Below are 15,349 nucleotides of genomic sequence, written 5' to 3'. Positions count from 1 at the left end.
CAACCTGACCGCGCTGATAGCCCATCTGGGCCAGACTTGCCAGCCGCGCGGCAGCTCAGGAACCGGCTTCCCCCATCTTCGCCTCGCGCTGTTGTGCCCGGATCACCATGCCGCCGGCGACGCCGACGCCGATGACGTACATCCAGCCTTCGTGGAAGTCGAACAGATGGGAGTTGAACAGCGAGGTGAAGACGTTCTGCACCACCACCAGAAGCCCGATCCAGTTGACAAGCCCGTCGCCGCGGAACAGCAGCAGATGCAGGATCCAGATCGCGTAGAGAACGGCGATGCCGATCACGCCCCACTGCACGGCAACGTTGAGGGTCTGGTTATGCGGGTTGCCGATCACCTCCGCGGAGGCCTGGTACAGACCGCCGGGCGTCGCGACGCGTTCGAACAATCCGCGCGTCGAGCCGGTGCCGTGCCCCATGATAGGCGCCTGCGCGAAGAAGCCGAGCGACTTCCGCCAGAATTCGAGCCGCAAGCCCGCCGAGCTCGGCTCACCCCTTTCCACATAACGCGTGTAGTCGCTGCCAAACCTCTCGGCGGTGTGGCGCAATTGCGGCGAGGTCTGCCAGGCGAGAACGGCGCCGACGAGCAAAGCGGCAGAGATGAGCGCAATGCTGCGCCATTTGAGGTGAAGCAGCGCGAACACGCCAAACATGATCGGAACGGTGACGAGCGCGGTGCGTGACACCACCACGAAGGTCATATTGACGAAGAAGCTCAGCGCCAGCGCCGTGAGCAGCCCGGCGAACCAGTATCGCTTCTCGCGCAGCAGCGTCACGATCGGATAGGCGAGCGCAACGGCGCAAAGTGCGAATTCCTGGCTCTGGTCGATGTAGTTCTTGACGAAGATGCCGCGTTCGGGCGGATCGGTCTTGAGCGCAAAATTCGGATAGAAGGCGACCAGCCAGGACATCACCGACAACAAGGCGCAGGACACCAGGAAGGCGATGAATATCCAGTGGCCGCGCGGCGACCGCTCGAAATGATAGAGCAGGACCGGCAGCACGAGCAGCTTGATGGTCGGATTGACCGCATAGAAGCGTGCGCCCCAGCTCGCATCCGACCAGAGTGTCCCCACCAGCGCGAGCAGGACCAGCGCGATCGGCGCAATGCAAATCGGACGCTTCAGCGATTGCAGGAACGCGCGGACGTCGAGGAACGGCACCATGCAGAGCAGCATCAGCGCATTGAAGATCCCTGCGAGCGAGGTCGACCAGGGCAGCGAGGCCGCGGTCAGGACCGCGAATATATCGACGGTCTCGCGCCAGGCGGCGGGGCTGCGCAGACGGCGAAGCAACATTTCGCCGGTCGTCTCGCGTGCGAGCGCGGTCACTTGTCGCCTCCCCGGGCGCGATGCACCAGCGCCGTCGTGCTGAAGCCCTGGAGGATGTCGACCAGCACGACCATTCCGCCGGCTTCCTCGACGACCTCGTGGCCGACCACCTGCTCGCGGGTGTAGTCGCCGCCCTTCACCAGTACGCCGGGCTTGATCCGGGTGATCAGGTCGATCGGCGTGTCCTCTTCGAAGATGACGACGAGATCGACGGCCTCGAGCGCGGCGAGCACCTCGGCACGCGCGCGCTCGTCCTGGACCGGCCGCTCGGCGCCCTTGAGCCGCCGCACCGAGGCGTCGCTGTTGAGCCCCACGATCAGGCGGTCGCAGGCGGCGCGCGCTGCGGTCAGCACCTTGACGTGGCCGGGATGCAGGATGTCGAAACAGCCATTGGTGAAGCCGACGCGCTGGCCCTGCCGCTTCCATTCGGCGAGCTGCGCGTCGAGCGCGGCCGGCTCGAGCACAATCTTCTCCTCGGCCGCGAGACTGGCATGCGGAAGGATCTTACGGCGCAACTCGGCCGTGCTCACGCTGGCGGTGCCTTGCTGGCCGACGGCGACGGCGGCCGCCGCGTTGGCCATGCGCAGCGCCGTATCCCAATCCGCGCCGGTCGCAAGCGACACCGCGAGCGCGGCAGCGACGGTGTCACCGGCGCCGGAGACATCGCGCACTTTCACCGGAAAAGCCGGAACGTGAACGGCCTCGCCGCCCCGCGGCACCAGCGTCATGCCGTGCTCGCCTTGGGTGACCAGGATCGCCTTGCAATCGGCGAGCCGCATCACATCCTCGCTGGCATCGACAATGCTCTGTAGCGTGTCGGCGCGGCTACGCGTCGCTTCCGAAAACTCCTTGCGGTTGGGCGTGAGCAGCGTGGCGCCGCGATAGATCGCCCAGTTCAGGCTCTTGGGATCGACGATCACGGGCTTGCCGAGTTTTCGCGCGGCATCGATGGTGTGGCGGATCACGCGCGCTGTCAGCACGCCCTTGGCGTAGTCCGAAAGCAGCACGATGTCGGCGCGCGCGATCTGCGGCAGGATCGCCTCGATCAGCCTGGTCTCGATCTCATCGGAGGCAGGCAGCGCCTGCTCCCAATCCGCGCGCAGCATGTGCGTGGAAAAATGTTCGGAGACAAAGCGGACTTTTCGCGTGGTCGGCCGCGACGGGTCGCGCACCAGCACGTTTTCGATTGCAGCGAGCTCATCCAGCGCCGCCTTGAGCCGTGCACCGGCATCGTCCTCGCCGACGAGGCCGACGAAGATGCAGCGCGCGCCGAGAGACGCGACATTGCGTGCAACATTGCCGGCGCCGCCGATATGGATCTCGCTGCGCTGTGCAGCGATGACAGGCGTCGGCGCTTCCGGCGAGATCCGCGACACCTCGCCATAGACGAACTCGTCCAGCATGATGTCGCCGATGCACAGCACCGTGCGGCCCGAGATGGCTTGCGCGAGGGCATCGAAATCGAGAATGGGCGTCGGCATGGTCTTTGGGCCTCAGGTCCTTGGGGCCTCAGCGGAAGCGGTCGGGCCGGTCGAGATAATCCCCGACATAGGCCTTCACCGCGTCCTCGAGCGTCGTGAAACCGCCGTTATAGCCGGCGCGGTGGAGGCGATCGACCTCGCTCTGGGTGAAGTACTGGTAGGCTCCGCGGATCTGCTCTGGCATATCGATATATTCGATGTTGGGCCTGGTGCCGAGCGCCGCATAGGCCGCCAACATCAGATCCCTGAAGCTGCGGGCCTTGCCGGTTCCGACGTTGAAGAGTCCGGACACCGATGGCGTCGCCAAGAGCCACATGACGACGCGCACGACGTCGTCGACATAGATGAAATCGCGGCGCTGATTGCCGTCCTCGATGCCTTCGCGATGCGACTTGAACAGTTGCACGACACGGCCGGCCTTGACGTCGTCGAAGCGGCGCGCCAGCACGCTCATCATCGAGCCCTTGTGATACTCGTTGGGGCCGAACACGTTGAAGAATTTTAGCCCGGCCCATTGCGGCGGGAGCCGATCGCCGTTCGCCACGCGCTCGGCAACAGTGAGATCGAACAGGTGCTTGCTCCAGCCATAGAGATTCATCGGCCGCAGTTTCTTCAGTGCCGGCAGCGAGGCCTCGTCGTCAAAACCTTCCGTGCCGTCGCCATAGGTCGCCGCCGAGGAGGCGTAGATGAACGGCACTGCGTTCATCGTGCACCAGTCCAAAAGGCGCATCGACAGACGGAAGTTGGTCTCGATCACGAGGTCGCCATCGGTCGCGGTGGTCGCGGAAATCGCCCCGAGATGAATCACTGCATCGAGCTTGCGGCCCTTCAGCCAGTCCATCAGTTCGGCCGGCGGAACGATATCCACAAGCTGGCGCTTGGCGAGATTCCGCCACTTGCCCTCGTTGCCGAGAAAATCGCAAACCACGACGTCGCTACGGCCCGCGTCATTGAGCGCGGCCACGACATTCGACCCGATAAAACCGGCCCCGCCGGTCACCAGCAACATTCCGAAATCCCTGCCCGATTTTTGCGGCCCGGTCCTGCCCTAGCGCATGAGCCGCCAAAGTGTAAGCGGTTTTGGGATTGAGTGGTCTGCCGGCTTTACCTGCCGGCCCGGAGCAGCTAACCGAACCGGCATATCAGATCGCCTTCGGCTTCATAACGAATGAACCAAGATTCGCAACTTAGTGGACATGTAGATCGGGACGACACTCGCCCGATCCTGATCATTCCCTACATGTGGATCGGTGATTTCGTCCGGAATCACACCGTCGTCCGCGTTCTGAAGGACCGCTGGCCCAATCGCCCGGTCGATCTACTGACCACCTCCCTCTGCGCCCCGCTGGTCGATTACATGCCCGGCGTGCGCGCTGCGCTAGTTTGGGACCTGCCGCGCGGCCGCCTGGCCGTCGCCCGCCAGCTCGCCCTGGGGAAGCTCCTGCGTGAGCGGAACTATGGCACGGCCCTGGTGCTGCCCCGGACCTGGAAGGCGGCCATCGCGCCCGCCCTCGCCGGTATCCCCGAACGGGTCGGCTTCGTCGGCGAGTTCCGATTCGGCCTGCTCAACCGCTGGCGCTGGGGTGAGAAGAAGCTGCCCCGTTTCATCGACAAGAACGCCGCCCTGGCCCAGCCCGACGGTGCTCCCCTGCCCCCGGAATGGCCGGTGCCGCAATTGCGGGTCCTGGCCGAGGACATCGTCCGCTGGCGGGAGGCCAACGGCCTCGGCGCCGGAGCCGCGGTGGCGCTCGCCCCAGGCTCCGTGGGCGTCTCAAAGCGCTGGACCTACTATCCGGAGGCCGCCCGCCTCCTGGTCGAGCGCGGGCTGGAGGTCTGGGTGGTCGGCGGGCCCGCGGAAAAGGGCCTCGCCCAGGAGATCGTCGCGGCGGGCGGCCCGGGCGTGCGTGACCTCACCGGCAACGATCTGCGCAACGGCGTGCTGGCCATGGCCGCGGCCGGCGTCGCCATCTCCAACGACTCAGGCCTGATGCACATCGCAGCCGCCCTGGGCACGCCCACCATGGGCATCTTCGGCCCGACCAGCCCCTATCTCTGGGCGCCGCTCAACGGCCTTGCCGCAACCGTGGTGCAGGACAAGAGCGTGCTGTCCTGCCAGCCGTGCCAGAGCACGGTCTGCAAGATGAACGACCACCGCTGCATGCGCGATATCGCGGCGAGCGAAGTGGTGGGGATTGCGGAGAGGGTGCTGAGGGAGGCTGGGGCGCGGACGACGACATGAGCGTGCGCGGCCTGAGCCGATGATGACATCATGCCGGTGTTTTGCCCGACGCGTCAAATTGACTTCGTGAAATCCGCAACACATCGTGCCGGCCGCCAAGCCGTTGATTTCGCTGATCCCGGCTACTGTGCATGGGGTTGTTTTCGCGGTTTTTCTTTCATAGCCCCAAGAGCAGCGCTCAGAGCAGCGGCCGATAGACCTCGCCGATCCGCGCCGCTTCCGCATCGAGGCTGAACTCTGCCAGCACCCGCGCCCGCCCGCGCTCGCCCATCGCCGTCGCCGCGGCCACGTCGCGCATCAGCGGCTCGAGTGCCGCGGCGAGCGCATCCGCATCATCCGTCGGGATCAGCACGCCGCTCACCCCATCCTCGACCACGAGCTCGGCCGCCCCGGCGCGCGCGGCGACGAGCGCGCTGCCCGCCGCCATCGCCTCGATCAGCGTCAGGCCAAAGCCTTCGTTGCGCGAGGTGAAGGCGTAGATCGTCAGCCGCTGGTACCAGCGCTGCACCGCTTCGATCGGCAGTTCGTCGGTGATGACGATGCGAGATTGCAGGCCGGCGGCCTCGATCCGCTTCTTCAGGTCATTCGCGAAAACAGTCTGCTCGGCCGTGACCTGACCGACGATGACAGCGGTGAAATCCCGATAGCGCGGCAACAGCCGGCACATCGCATCGACGAACACATCGGTGCCCTTCTGCGCCCGCACGCGGCCGAAGCAGCCGATGGCGTAGCGGCCCGGCAGCGCGGCTTCCGCGAACGCCGCAGCGCGGTCCTGCGGCGGCGCATAGATTTCGGTGTCGACGCCGTGCGGGATGACAGTCGCCTTCACCTTCAGGAACGAGGCCGAGATGTCCGACGTCGCGATGATCGCGTCCATGCGCCGGATCAGCCAGCGCGTGATCCAGCTGTGGTGCCGCTGCGCCGCCGAGGTGAACACGAGTTTCAACGGCCAGCCGAGCGCGCGCAGCGCAACGCCTGCGATCATCTCGTTATTGCGCCGTGCGTGCCAGATCAGCGGCACCTTGCGGCGCCATAGCTTCAGGAAATCGGCAACGGTCAGGCGCGCGATCCCTGCCGGCGCATCGGATCCGAACCACGCGGCGCGATATAGCTTCGCCAGTCGCGGCGCCACCATCCGGTTGGTCGCGGTGACCCCGGAATAGCGCCTGTGCAGATTTGGCACGATCACTTCGAGATCGCCGGGGAGATTGGCCACGTCACGCTCCGTTTCGCAAAGTCCCTATACGCAACATTAAGCATAGTGACCAGTTCAGCCGCGCCGATACCCCCTCTTCACCACGCAGACGTTAGCTTGCAGCGTTGATCGAAGACGGGTGAGATCATGACTGTGCTAGTCACCGGCGGCGCCGGTTATATCGGAAGTCACACGGTCCTGGCGCTGGCGGAAGCCGGCGAGGACGTCGTCGTGATCGACGATCTCTCGACCGGCTTCTCCGCCTATCTGCCTGAAGGCGTGCCGCTGTTCATTGGCGATGCCGGCGACGAGAACCTGCTCGAGGGCGTGATCGCGCAGCACAACATCGAGAGCATCATCCATTTCGCGGGCTCCGTCGTCGTGCCGGATTCGATGCGCGATCCGCTCGGGTACTACCGCAACAACTTCATGACCGCGCGCAACCTGCTCAACGTCGCAGTGAAACGCGGCATCAATCGCTTCATCTTCTCCTCGACCGCCGCCGTCTACGGCGATCCGGATCAGGTCCCGGTGCCCGAGCACGCGCCGACGCGGCCGCTCTCGCCCTATGGCTCGTCGAAGCTGATGACCGAGATCATGCTGCACGACGTCGCCGCCGCCTACGGCATGCAGTACGTCACCCTGCGCTATTTCAACGTCGCCGGCGCCGATCCGCAGGCGCGTATCGGGCTAGCCACCGTGGGCGCCACCCATCTGCTCAAGATCGCGGTGGAAGCGGCGACCGGCCAGCGCGCCAAGATCGACGTGTTCGGCACCGACTATCCGACGCCCGACGGCAGCTGCATCCGGGACTTCATCCACGTGACCGACCTCTCGCAGGCGCATCGCTCGGCCCTTGCGTACTTGCGCAATGGCGGCGCCTCGACGACGCTCAATTGCGGCTATGGTCGCGGCTATTCGGTGCTGGAGACCATCGACGCCGTGCGCCGGGTTTCGGGCCGCAGTTTCGCCGTGCAATATGCCCCGCGCCGGCCAGGCGACATCATGACCATGGTCGCCGACACCAGCCGCATCCGCGGCCTGCTCGACTGGAGGCCGCAATACGAGGACCTCGAGACGATCGCGGCCCACGCTTTGGCGTGGGAGGACAAGCTGTTCCACGAGCGCCATGGCGAGCTCCGCCACGCCGCCTCGGCCTAGATTCCATCCCGGCGCAAGCCCTTAATTGGGCTTGAAAAGCCCCGCTTTAGCGGGCACAGAGGCCGCATCGATCCCTGACGCGCGGGCAGGCTTTCCCTGTGCCGTCAATGGACTGCGGATGGCCCAGTTTCCAAAGAAAATCACCGACGATCCCTATGCGGCAGCGACCCTGATTCGCCGCCTCGTCACGGAACAGGGGGTCGTCTACTGGCGGCGCTACCTCGTCGCCTTCGCGCTGATGGCGGTCGCCGCGGGCGCGACCGCCTGCGCGACCTATGTGCTCGGCCAGGTCATCAATCAGGCCTATGTCGACAAGAACATCCCGGGCATCGCGATGTTCTCCGGCATCACGGTGATCCTGCTCTTCATCAAGGGCGTGGCGACCTACGGCCACATGGTGATCCTGACCAAGATCAGCAACGCCATCCTCGCCACCAACCAGCGCCAGCTGTTCGCCAAGCTGATGCGCGAGAGCGTCGGCTTCTTCTCCGAGCGGCATTCGTCCGAGTTCCTGGCGAGGCTGACGGCCGGCGCCAAGTCGATCACTGACGTCCTCAACATGCTGGTCAACGCCATCGGGCGCGACCTGTTGATGCTGCTTGCCATGATCGGCGTGATGGTGTGGCAGGACCCCGTGATGTCGTTCATCGGCCTCGTCGTGGTCCCCCCGGCAATGCTGGTGCTGCGCAAGCTGGTCAAGCGCATCAAGGGCCTCGCCTTCAACCAGTTCACCGGCACCGCCGACATCATGGAGACGATGCAGGAATCGCTGCAGGGCATCCGCACGGTGAAGGCGTTCACGCTCGAAGACACGATGCAGAAGCGCATCGACGAGAACATCGCGATCGTCGAGCGCAACGCCAACAAGATGGCGCGCGTCGCCAACCGGTCCAATCCGCTGATGGAAATGCTCGGCGGCTTCGCGGTCGCGGGCTGCCTGATGTACGGCGGCTACAGCGTGGTCGCGCTCAACGCCACGCCCGGCGCGTTCTTCTCCTTCATGACGGCCTTCCTGATGGCGACCGAACCGGCCAAGCGGCTGGCCCGGCTCAACATCGATTTGAACAGCCAACTGGTTGGCGCCCGCATGCTGCTCGAGGTGGTCGACAGCCCGGCGAGCGAGCACTCCGACGACGACAGGCCGGCGCTGAAGCTCACCGACGCTCGCATCGAGCTCCGCGACGTCAGCTTCGCCTACCGCACCGGCGAGACCGTGCTCAATCGCATGAGCTTCGTTGCCGAGCCCGGCAAGGTCACCGCGCTGGTCGGGCCTTCCGGCGGCGGCAAGTCGACCGTGCTGGCGCTGCTGCTGCGGTTCTACGAGGTGACGCAAGGCGACATCGTGATCGACGGCCAGTCGATCGGCGCGGTCTCGCGCAAATCGCTGCGGGCGCAGACCGCCTATGTCGGCCAGGACGTCTATCTGTTCCGCGACACCATCCGCAGCAACATCGCCTTCGGCAAACCGGGCGCAAGCGAGGACGAGATCATCGACGCGGCGAAGGCGGCCTGCGCGCATGATTTCATCATGGGCTTCCCGCTCGGCTACGACACGCCGGTCGGCGAGCATGGCACGCAGCTCTCTGGCGGCCAGCGCCAGCGCATCGCGGTGGCGCGCGCACTGATCAAGAACGCGTCGATCATCCTCCTGGACGAAGCCACCGCCGCGCTCGATTCGGAATCCGAGCGGCAGGTGCAGGAGGCGATCGAGCATCTCTGCCGGAACCGCACCACCATCGTGATCGCGCATCGCCTGCACACCATCATGCACGCCGACGCGATCCTGGTGGTCGAGGGCGGCGAGATCGTCGAGCAGGGCCGGCACGACGAACTGCTCCGCCGCGGCGGCCGGTACGCCTCGTTCTTCCGCCTGCAACACCACCATTCCGGCGCTCTGGCGCCGATCAGCGCAACCGCATAGAGTTCGTTCCACCTCAAGAGCAGCGAGACCGCTTCATGAACGCCGCCTCCTACGTCATCCCGCTTCCGTCTCAGGCTTCGCTTCCCGTCGTCGGCGAGAGCAGCCGCTATCCGGTGCGCCGCATCTGGTGCGTCGGCCGCAACTATCTCGAGCACATCCGCGAGATGGGCAATGACGAGCGCGCCCCGCCGTTCTTCTTCGCCAAGCATGCCGACATGCTGGTGCCGGACGGCGCCACCATCCCCTATCCGCCGCTGACCAAGGATCTACATCACGAGGTCGAGCTGGTCGTCGCGATGAAGAGCGGCGGCCTCAACATCCCCGCCGACAAGGCGCTCGACCACGTCTACGGCTATGCCGTCGGCATCGACCTCACCCGCCGCGACCTCCAGATCGCCTCGCGCAAGAAAGAGCGTCCGTGGGAGATCGGCAAGTCGTTCGACTATTCCGCGCCTTGCTCGGCGGTGCAGCCGGCCTCGAAGATCGGCCATCCCGCCAAGGGCAAGATCTGGCTCACGGTCAACGGCAAGGAAGCGCAGAAGGGCGACCTTACCGAGCTGATCTGGAACGTGCCCGAGATCATCTGGCAGCTCTCGCAGCAGGTGAAGCTCGCTGCCGGCGACATCATCATGACGGGGACGCCGGCCGGCGTGTCACAGCTCCAGCCCGGCGACAAGCTCGAATGCGGCGTCGACGGTGTCGGCACGCTGAAGGTGAGCATCGGCCAGCCGGAGTAAGTGCGAACGTAGGGCGGATTAGCGATAGCGTAATCCGCCACCTTCGCGCGGCAATCGGTGACGTCGATTGTTGCTCGACCGTACGGCGGATTACGCTTCGCTAATCCGCCCTACACCCTACCAGGCCTTCACCGGCCGGTTGGCGTGGCTTGTCTGCGGCACACTACGATTGAGCGACATGTGCGAATGCACGCACAGCCAATTATCGCCCTCTCTTGAAAACACCATCGTCGCCCGGCCCGGCCGCGCAAACGCGCTGCCATCGGGATGATAGCCCGTGCTCGTCCATGGCGCGATGACGGTCGCCATCGTGCCATCGGCGGCTGCCAGAACGGAAGTCTGATCGAGGACGAAACGGAAGTCGGTCGTCTTCGGCCAGACATTATCCCATTGCGTCGAGACCCATTGGTCCAGGCCCGGGATGACATCATTGTGCGTGCCGAAGGCAAGCACGTCCGGATGAAAGAGCGGCCGCGCCGAGGCGTAGTCGACCTCGCGGACACAGCCCGCGAAGGTATCCAGCCAGGCCAGGAAGAACTGCTTCGTCTCGCTGTCGGCGGTCGGCAAGAGCACCATCACTTGCTCCATCTTCGGCTACTCGATCACGGCGAGCTTAGTTGCCATGGGAGAGACCATCCAGCAAGATGGACTACGAGAGAGCCCCGATGGAGATCGATCGACCAGCCGGCCTGATTTCATGGAGCCAGACTCATGAGACGCCTTCTCCTGCTTGCGGTCACGCTTGTCGTCACCTGCAACGCCGCCAGCGCGCAGTCCAGCAAGCCCTATGCCGGCCTCGAGCAGCGCCCCATCAAGGCGCTATCGCACCAGCAGGTCGACGATCTCCAGACCGGACGCGGTATGGGCCTGGCGCTTGCCGCTGAACTCAATGGATATCCCGGTCCCAGTCACGTTCTCGAGCTCGGTGATCGCCTCGACCTGACCGCGGATCAACGTGCCGAGGTGCAGCGCCTGTTCGATTCGATGAAGCAAGAGACGGTCCCCCTCGGCAACAAGCTCGTCGAGCAAGAGAGGGAGCTGGATCACCTATTCTTCGCCCGTGCAGTGACGCCGGACTCGCTCAAGGCGAGCCTCGTTGCCATTTCGGAAACGCAGGGTCGGCTTCGCGAGAGCCACCTCAAATATCACCTGTCGACCGCTGCCTTGCTTAATCAGAGCCAAATGCAAAAATACGCAGAGCTGCGGGGCTATCAGCACCCTGATGGCTCCGCAGGGCACAAACACCATCACTAGACAGTGCCGACAGCGTGCTTCGCTGCAATCCGCCAATACCGAGGCAACGCTGCGGTGGATTGCACTCCGCCGATCCACTCTACGTAAGCAAACGCGAGATCAGCGCAGCGCCGACATCACGATGAGGCCGAGGATCAGCGCCGTCGGCGAGTATTTCATCGTGTAGTAGACAACGCCTGGAGGCCCTTGAAGGTCAGGCGCTTGGGGTCGGTGACGCCGGCAAGATAAAGACGGCGGATGAAGGCGATGACGGCATCGCGGTCGCAATCGGTCAGCGCGACGACGGCGTCGACTGCGATTCTCTGGGCTTCCATAGGGCTTACCTCGGCCTTGCGAGTCACCCCGGCCGAGACAGGCTAGGACTCATCCGTAAATCCGGCGTTAACCGTCCGCCAGCTTGGCCGATTCAGCCCGGCGGCCGTATACGCAAAACAACGCATTGCCGACGGTGCGATCAGGAATATCGCATCACGCCGTCGTCGATCCGGCCGAAGCGCAAGGTGACGATGTCGAGCGCGTAGTTCTGGTACAGCCGCCACGGCTGCTTCGAGCCCTGCTTCGGCATCCTGGCGACCGAGCGCTGCACATAGCCCGAGGTGAAATCGAGCGACGGCTGCGCGGTGATCTCGGGGTCGTCATTGTGCGGCATGCACTGGCGGAAATTGTGCCGGTCCATGTAGTTGATGAGACGGCAGACATATTCGCAGGTGAGATCGCATTTCAGCGTCCAGGACGCGTTGGTGTAGCCGAAGGCCGAAGCCATGTTCGGCACGTCGGCATACATCATGCCCTTGTACGTCAGCGTGTTGGCGAAATCGACGGCACGGCCATCGACGGTAACCTCGAGGCCGCCGACGACCTGTAGCACCAGCCCCGTCGCAGTGACGATGATGTCGGCGGCAAGCTCACGGCCGTCCTTCAGGCGAATCCCGTCGCGGGTGAACGTGTCGATCTCGCTGGTGACCACGGACGCCCGCTGCTCGCGGATCGCCTTGAACAAATCGCCGTCGGGCACGAGACACAGCCGCTGGTCCCAGGGATTGTAGCGCGGGGTGAAATGGGTCGCGACGTCGTAGTCGGGGCCGAGCGCCATGCGGACGCCGCCGAGGATCAGGTTCTTCACCTTGTCCGGCCGGCGCCGGCTGAGCTGGAAGAAGAACATCCCCCACATCACGTTGCGCCAGCGGATGACATGATAGGCCAGCCGCGTCGGCAGATTGCGGCGCAGTTTGTTGGCGACGGGATCCTGCGCCGGACGCGATACGACATAGGTCGGCGAGCGCTGCAGCATGGTGACCTGCGCCGCCTTCTTGGCGAGTTCCGGCACCAGCGTCACCGCGGTCGCGCCCGAGCCGATCACCACGACGCGCTTGCCCGAATAGTCGATGTCCTCGGTCCATTTCTGCGGATGGACGATACGGCCGGCGAAATCAGCGGCGCCCTCGAACTCCGGCGTGTAGCCCGCCTCGTATTTGTAATAGCCCGAGCACATGAACAGAAAACTGCAGGTGAAGCGCACCAGCTCGGTCGCGCCCTCGCCCGTGATGCGCTCAGCTTCCACTGTCCAGCGCGCTTCACTTGTCGACCACGCCGCGCGCTTGACGCGGTGGCGGAAGCGGATGTGCTTCTCGATGCCGTTCTCGGCGGCGGTCTCGCGCACATAGTTCAGGATCTGCGGCCCGTCGGCAATCGCCTTCGGATCGGTCCACGGCTTGAACGAATAGCCGAGCGTGAACATGTCGCTGTCGGAGCGGATGCCGGGATAGCGGAACAGGTCCCAGGTGCCGCCGATACAGTCGCGGCCCTCCAGGATGACGTAGCTCTTGGTCGGGCACTTGGTCTGAAGATGATAGCCCGCGCCGATGCCGGACAGGCCGGCACCGACGATCAGCACGTCGAAATGTTCTTGGACTTCGGCCATGGCGTTCTCCCTGGTGAAGTATCAGGCAGAGCGAAACCGAATTGCAACTCAATTCACTTGGTCGCCTCGACCACACAATTGGTGTCGAAGTACTCGTAATATTCAACAGCCTTTCCGTCTTTGAAGCGCCAGAAGTTGATCTTGGGCGTTTCAGCGGTCTTGCCTGTCTTCTTGCAGGTCCAGGCCGTGGAGCCACGCGCGACCACGACGTCTCCTTGCGCTATGTATTCCTCCATCGTGTAGTGCTGCATCGTCCATTCGGCTAGCAGTCCATCGAAGTAACCACGAAGCTTTGCGCGATCATTGTAATCCGTGGCGAATGCAAGAGGCTGGGCGCCGCGCGGGACCGAGCCGAAACTTATCTGCGGGCCGATGACGCTGTCGAACCAATAGTCGACGCTCGCGCCCTTGCTGTCGTTCCACCGGCGATAGGCTTCTTTCAACAGCTGAACATTGGCTTCGCTGGACATCGCATTCCCTCCCTATGCATTCTGACAATGAACGTGAGAAAAGCGGCCGCCCACTGCAGAAGTGGCGGGCTTGTTTTGGCTCTACCTGTGAGCGTATCACAAGAACGGCCAACAAAAAAAGGCCCCGGATCGCTCCGGGGCCCTTGTGTCGAAATCGCGGTCGGATCAGTAGCGGTAGTGGTCCGACTTGTACGGGCCTTCCTGCTTCACGCCGATATAGTCGGCCTGGTCCTTGCGCAGCTCGGTGAGCTTGACGCCGATCTTGGCGAGATGTAGGCGCGCGACCTTCTCGTCGAGCGTCTTCGGCAGTACGTAGACTTCCTTCTTGTACTTGCCGTCCTTGTTGTTGGCGAACAGCTCGATCTGCGCCAGCGTCTGGTTGGTGAAGGAGGCCGACATCACGAAGGACGGATGGCCCATCGCGTTGCCGAGGTTCACGAGGCGACCTTCCGAGAGCATGATGATGCGGTGCTTGTCGGGGAATTCGATCTCGTCGACCTGAGGCTTGATGTTGGTCCACTTCAGGTTACGCAGACCGGCGATCTGGATCTCGTTGTCGAAGTGACCGATGTTGCAGACGATGGCGCGATCCTTCATCGCGCGCATGTGCTCGATGGTGATGATGTCCTTGTTGCCGGTCGCGGTGACGAAGATGTCGGCGCGAGGAGCTGCGTCTTCCATGGTCACGACTTCGTAGCCTTCCATCGCGGCCTGGAGCGCGCAGATCGGATCGACTTCCGACACCATGACGCGGCAGCCGGCCTGGCGCAGCGAGGCGGCCGAACCCTTGCCGACGTCGCCGAAGCCGGCGACCATCGCGACCTTGCCCGACATCATCACGTCAGTACCGCGGCGGATGCCGTCGACCAGCGATTCACGGCAGCCATAGAGGTTGTCGAACTTCGACTTGGTGACGCTGTCGTTGACGTTGATCGCGGGCCACAGCAGCGTGCCGGCCTTCTGCATGTCATAGAGACGATGCACGCCCGTGGTGGTCTCTTCGGAAACGCCCTTGATGCTCTTGGCGATCTCGGCGAAGTAGCCTTTCGGCTTTTCCTTGAGCTGCTTCTTCAACAGCGCGAAGAAGACTTCCTCTTCCTCGGAGCCGGGCTTGTCGAGGAAGGCGGTGTCGCCATTCTCTGCGCGCAGACCCAGATGGACGTACATGGTGGCGTCGCCGCCGTCGTCGAGGATCATGTTCGGGTGACCGCCGCCGTGCCAGTCGAACAGTTTTGCGGTGTAGTCCCAGTACTCGGCGAGCGTCTCGCCCTTGACGGCGAAGACGGGAATGCCGGCAGCCGCGATCGCGGCGGCAGCGTGATCCTGCGTCGAATAGATGTTGCAGGAGACCCAGCGAATGTCGGCGCCGAGCGCTGCCAGCGTCTCGATCAGCACACCGGTCTGAATCGTCATGTGCAGCGAGCCGGCGATACGCGCGCCCTTCAGCGGCTGCTTCGGGCCGTACTCCTCGCGGGTGGCCATCAGGCCGGGCATCTCGGTCTCGGCCAGCGAGAGTTCCTTGCGGCCGAAATCGGCGAGTGAAATGTCCTTGACGATGTAATCGGTGAAGCCGGGCTTCGCGTTCATTGGGGTTCCTGTTTGTTTGACTCGTCATTCCGGGTTCGCCG

General features: G+C 64.1%; 14 protein-coding genes. 5 read left to right on the top strand and 9 right to left on the bottom strand.

Annotated elements, in window-relative coordinates; translation table 11 throughout:
* Positions 1–55 precede the first annotated feature (55 nt).
* From IVA81_RS34470 to rfaD, 3 genes are read right to left on the bottom strand one after another with little or no spacing between them, the layout of a single operon-like run.
* Positions 56–1,342: an O-antigen ligase family protein gene (locus tag IVA81_RS34470; protein WP_247326562.1), complete on the bottom strand. Its 1,287-nt coding sequence runs from the start codon at positions 1,340–1,342 to the stop codon at positions 56–58.
* Entirely contained in the window at positions 1,339–2,823 is a 1,485-nt protein-coding gene (gene rfaE1, locus IVA81_RS34465) for a D-glycero-beta-D-manno-heptose-7-phosphate kinase (protein ID WP_247326560.1), read from the bottom strand. The genes IVA81_RS34470 and rfaE1 overlap by 4 nt, the downstream gene beginning before the upstream one ends.
* 28 nt (positions 2,824–2,851) lie before the next feature.
* Positions 2,852–3,832, bottom strand: a complete 981-nt coding sequence (gene rfaD / locus IVA81_RS34460; RefSeq protein WP_247326558.1) for an ADP-glyceromanno-heptose 6-epimerase — start codon at positions 3,830–3,832, stop codon at positions 2,852–2,854.
* A 159-nt stretch (positions 3,833–3,991) separates the two neighbouring features.
* Here rfaD and waaF point away from each other — a divergent pair, with 159 nt between their 5' ends.
* On the top strand, positions 3,992–5,062 hold the full coding sequence (gene waaF / locus IVA81_RS34455; RefSeq protein ID WP_247326556.1) for a lipopolysaccharide heptosyltransferase II: 1,071 nt from the start codon (positions 3,992–3,994) through the stop codon (positions 5,060–5,062).
* Between the two features lie 178 nt (positions 5,063–5,240).
* On the opposite strand, the gene IVA81_RS34450 is transcribed toward waaF, so the two are convergent.
* Complete coding sequence (locus tag IVA81_RS34450) at positions 5,241–6,278, bottom strand: glycosyltransferase family 4 protein (protein WP_247326552.1); 1,038 nt, start codon at positions 6,276–6,278, stop codon at positions 5,241–5,243.
* Positions 6,279–6,404: 126 nt separating this feature from the next.
* Between IVA81_RS34450 and galE the strand changes: the two genes are divergently transcribed.
* The 3 genes from galE to IVA81_RS34435 all read left to right on the top strand — a co-directional run bounded on the left by galE (position 6,405) and on the right by IVA81_RS34435 (position 10,076).
* Positions 6,405–7,418 carry a UDP-glucose 4-epimerase GalE gene (galE, locus tag IVA81_RS34445; RefSeq protein WP_247326549.1) on the top strand — a complete coding sequence of 338 codons (1,014 nt, stop codon included), beginning with the start codon at positions 6,405–6,407 and terminating at the stop codon, positions 7,416–7,418.
* Positions 7,419–7,536: 118 nt separating this feature from the next.
* Positions 7,537–9,339 (top strand): ABC transporter ATP-binding protein, encoded by a 1,803-nt coding sequence (locus tag IVA81_RS34440; RefSeq protein WP_247326548.1) that lies wholly within the window; start codon positions 7,537–7,539, stop codon positions 9,337–9,339.
* A gap of 35 nt (positions 9,340–9,374) precedes the next feature.
* Complete coding sequence (locus tag IVA81_RS34435; protein WP_247326547.1) at positions 9,375–10,076, top strand: fumarylacetoacetate hydrolase family protein; 702 nt, start codon at positions 9,375–9,377, stop codon at positions 10,074–10,076.
* Between the two features lie 117 nt (positions 10,077–10,193).
* Here the strand turns inward: IVA81_RS34435 and IVA81_RS34430 are convergent, their stop codons facing one another.
* On the bottom strand, positions 10,194–10,652 hold the full coding sequence (locus IVA81_RS34430; RefSeq protein ID WP_247326546.1) for a nuclear transport factor 2 family protein: 459 nt from the start codon (positions 10,650–10,652) through the stop codon (positions 10,194–10,196).
* Between the two features lie 135 nt (positions 10,653–10,787).
* On the opposite strand from IVA81_RS34430, the gene IVA81_RS34425 reads away from it, so the two are divergent.
* The gene (locus tag IVA81_RS34425; protein WP_247326545.1) at positions 10,788–11,330 is read left to right on the top strand and encodes a periplasmic heavy metal sensor; all 543 of its coding nucleotides are present in this window, start codon (positions 10,788–10,790) and stop codon (positions 11,328–11,330) included.
* 155 nt (positions 11,331–11,485) lie between these two features.
* On the opposite strand, the gene IVA81_RS34420 is transcribed toward IVA81_RS34425, so the two are convergent.
* The 4 genes from IVA81_RS34420 to ahcY form a co-directional block, all read right to left on the bottom strand.
* Positions 11,486–11,644 carry a hypothetical protein gene (locus IVA81_RS34420; RefSeq protein WP_247326544.1) on the bottom strand — a complete coding sequence of 53 codons (159 nt, stop codon included), beginning with the start codon at positions 11,642–11,644 and terminating at the stop codon, positions 11,486–11,488.
* A gap of 140 nt (positions 11,645–11,784) precedes the next feature.
* Entirely contained in the window at positions 11,785–13,251 is a 1,467-nt protein-coding gene (locus IVA81_RS34415; RefSeq protein ID WP_247326543.1) for an NAD(P)/FAD-dependent oxidoreductase, read from the bottom strand.
* Positions 13,252–13,304: 53 nt separating this feature from the next.
* Positions 13,305–13,721 (bottom strand): nuclear transport factor 2 family protein, encoded by a 417-nt coding sequence (locus IVA81_RS34410; RefSeq protein WP_247326542.1) that lies wholly within the window; start codon positions 13,719–13,721, stop codon positions 13,305–13,307.
* Positions 13,722–13,886: 165 nt separating this feature from the next.
* The gene (ahcY, locus tag IVA81_RS34405; RefSeq protein WP_027545108.1) at positions 13,887–15,308 is read right to left on the bottom strand and encodes an adenosylhomocysteinase; all 1,422 of its coding nucleotides are present in this window, start codon (positions 15,306–15,308) and stop codon (positions 13,887–13,889) included.
* Positions 15,309–15,349 lie beyond the last annotated feature (41 nt).

It is taken from the genome of Bradyrhizobium sp. 141 (genome assembly GCF_023074055.1).
In the GTDB taxonomy this organism is placed as follows: domain Bacteria; phylum Pseudomonadota; class Alphaproteobacteria; order Rhizobiales; family Xanthobacteraceae; genus Bradyrhizobium.
Note: the sequence above shows the minus strand (reverse complement) of the source record. Positions and strands in the feature narration are given on the sequence as shown.

Coding starts and splice junctions, on each gene's coding strand:
- IVA81_RS34415 (WP_247326543.1), bottom strand. CDS start 13,251: ATGGCCGAAGTCCAAGAACATTTCGACGTGCTGATCGTCGGTGCCGGC.
- IVA81_RS34440 (WP_247326548.1), top strand. CDS start 7,537: ATGGCCCAGTTTCCAAAGAAAATCACCGACGATCCCTATGCGGCAGCG.
- rfaD (WP_247326558.1), bottom strand. CDS start 3,832: ATGTTGCTGGTGACCGGCGGGGCCGGTTTTATCGGGTCGAATGTCGTG.
- IVA81_RS34425 (WP_247326545.1), top strand. CDS start 10,788: ATGAGACGCCTTCTCCTGCTTGCGGTCACGCTTGTCGTCACCTGCAAC.
- IVA81_RS34430 (WP_247326546.1), bottom strand. CDS start 10,652: ATGGTGCTCTTGCCGACCGCCGACAGCGAGACGAAGCAGTTCTTCCTG.
- IVA81_RS34435 (WP_247326547.1), top strand. CDS start 9,375: ATGAACGCCGCCTCCTACGTCATCCCGCTTCCGTCTCAGGCTTCGCTT.
- IVA81_RS34420 (WP_247326544.1), bottom strand. CDS start 11,644: ATGGAAGCCCAGAGAATCGCAGTCGACGCCGTCGTCGCGCTGACCGAT.
- galE (WP_247326549.1), top strand. CDS start 6,405: ATGACTGTGCTAGTCACCGGCGGCGCCGGTTATATCGGAAGTCACACG.
- waaF (WP_247326556.1), top strand. CDS start 3,992: ATGAACCAAGATTCGCAACTTAGTGGACATGTAGATCGGGACGACACT.
- ahcY (WP_027545108.1), bottom strand. CDS start 15,308: ATGAACGCGAAGCCCGGCTTCACCGATTACATCGTCAAGGACATTTCA.
- rfaE1 (WP_247326560.1), bottom strand. CDS start 2,823: ATGCCGACGCCCATTCTCGATTTCGATGCCCTCGCGCAAGCCATCTCG.
- IVA81_RS34410 (WP_247326542.1), bottom strand. CDS start 13,721: ATGTCCAGCGAAGCCAATGTTCAGCTGTTGAAAGAAGCCTATCGCCGG.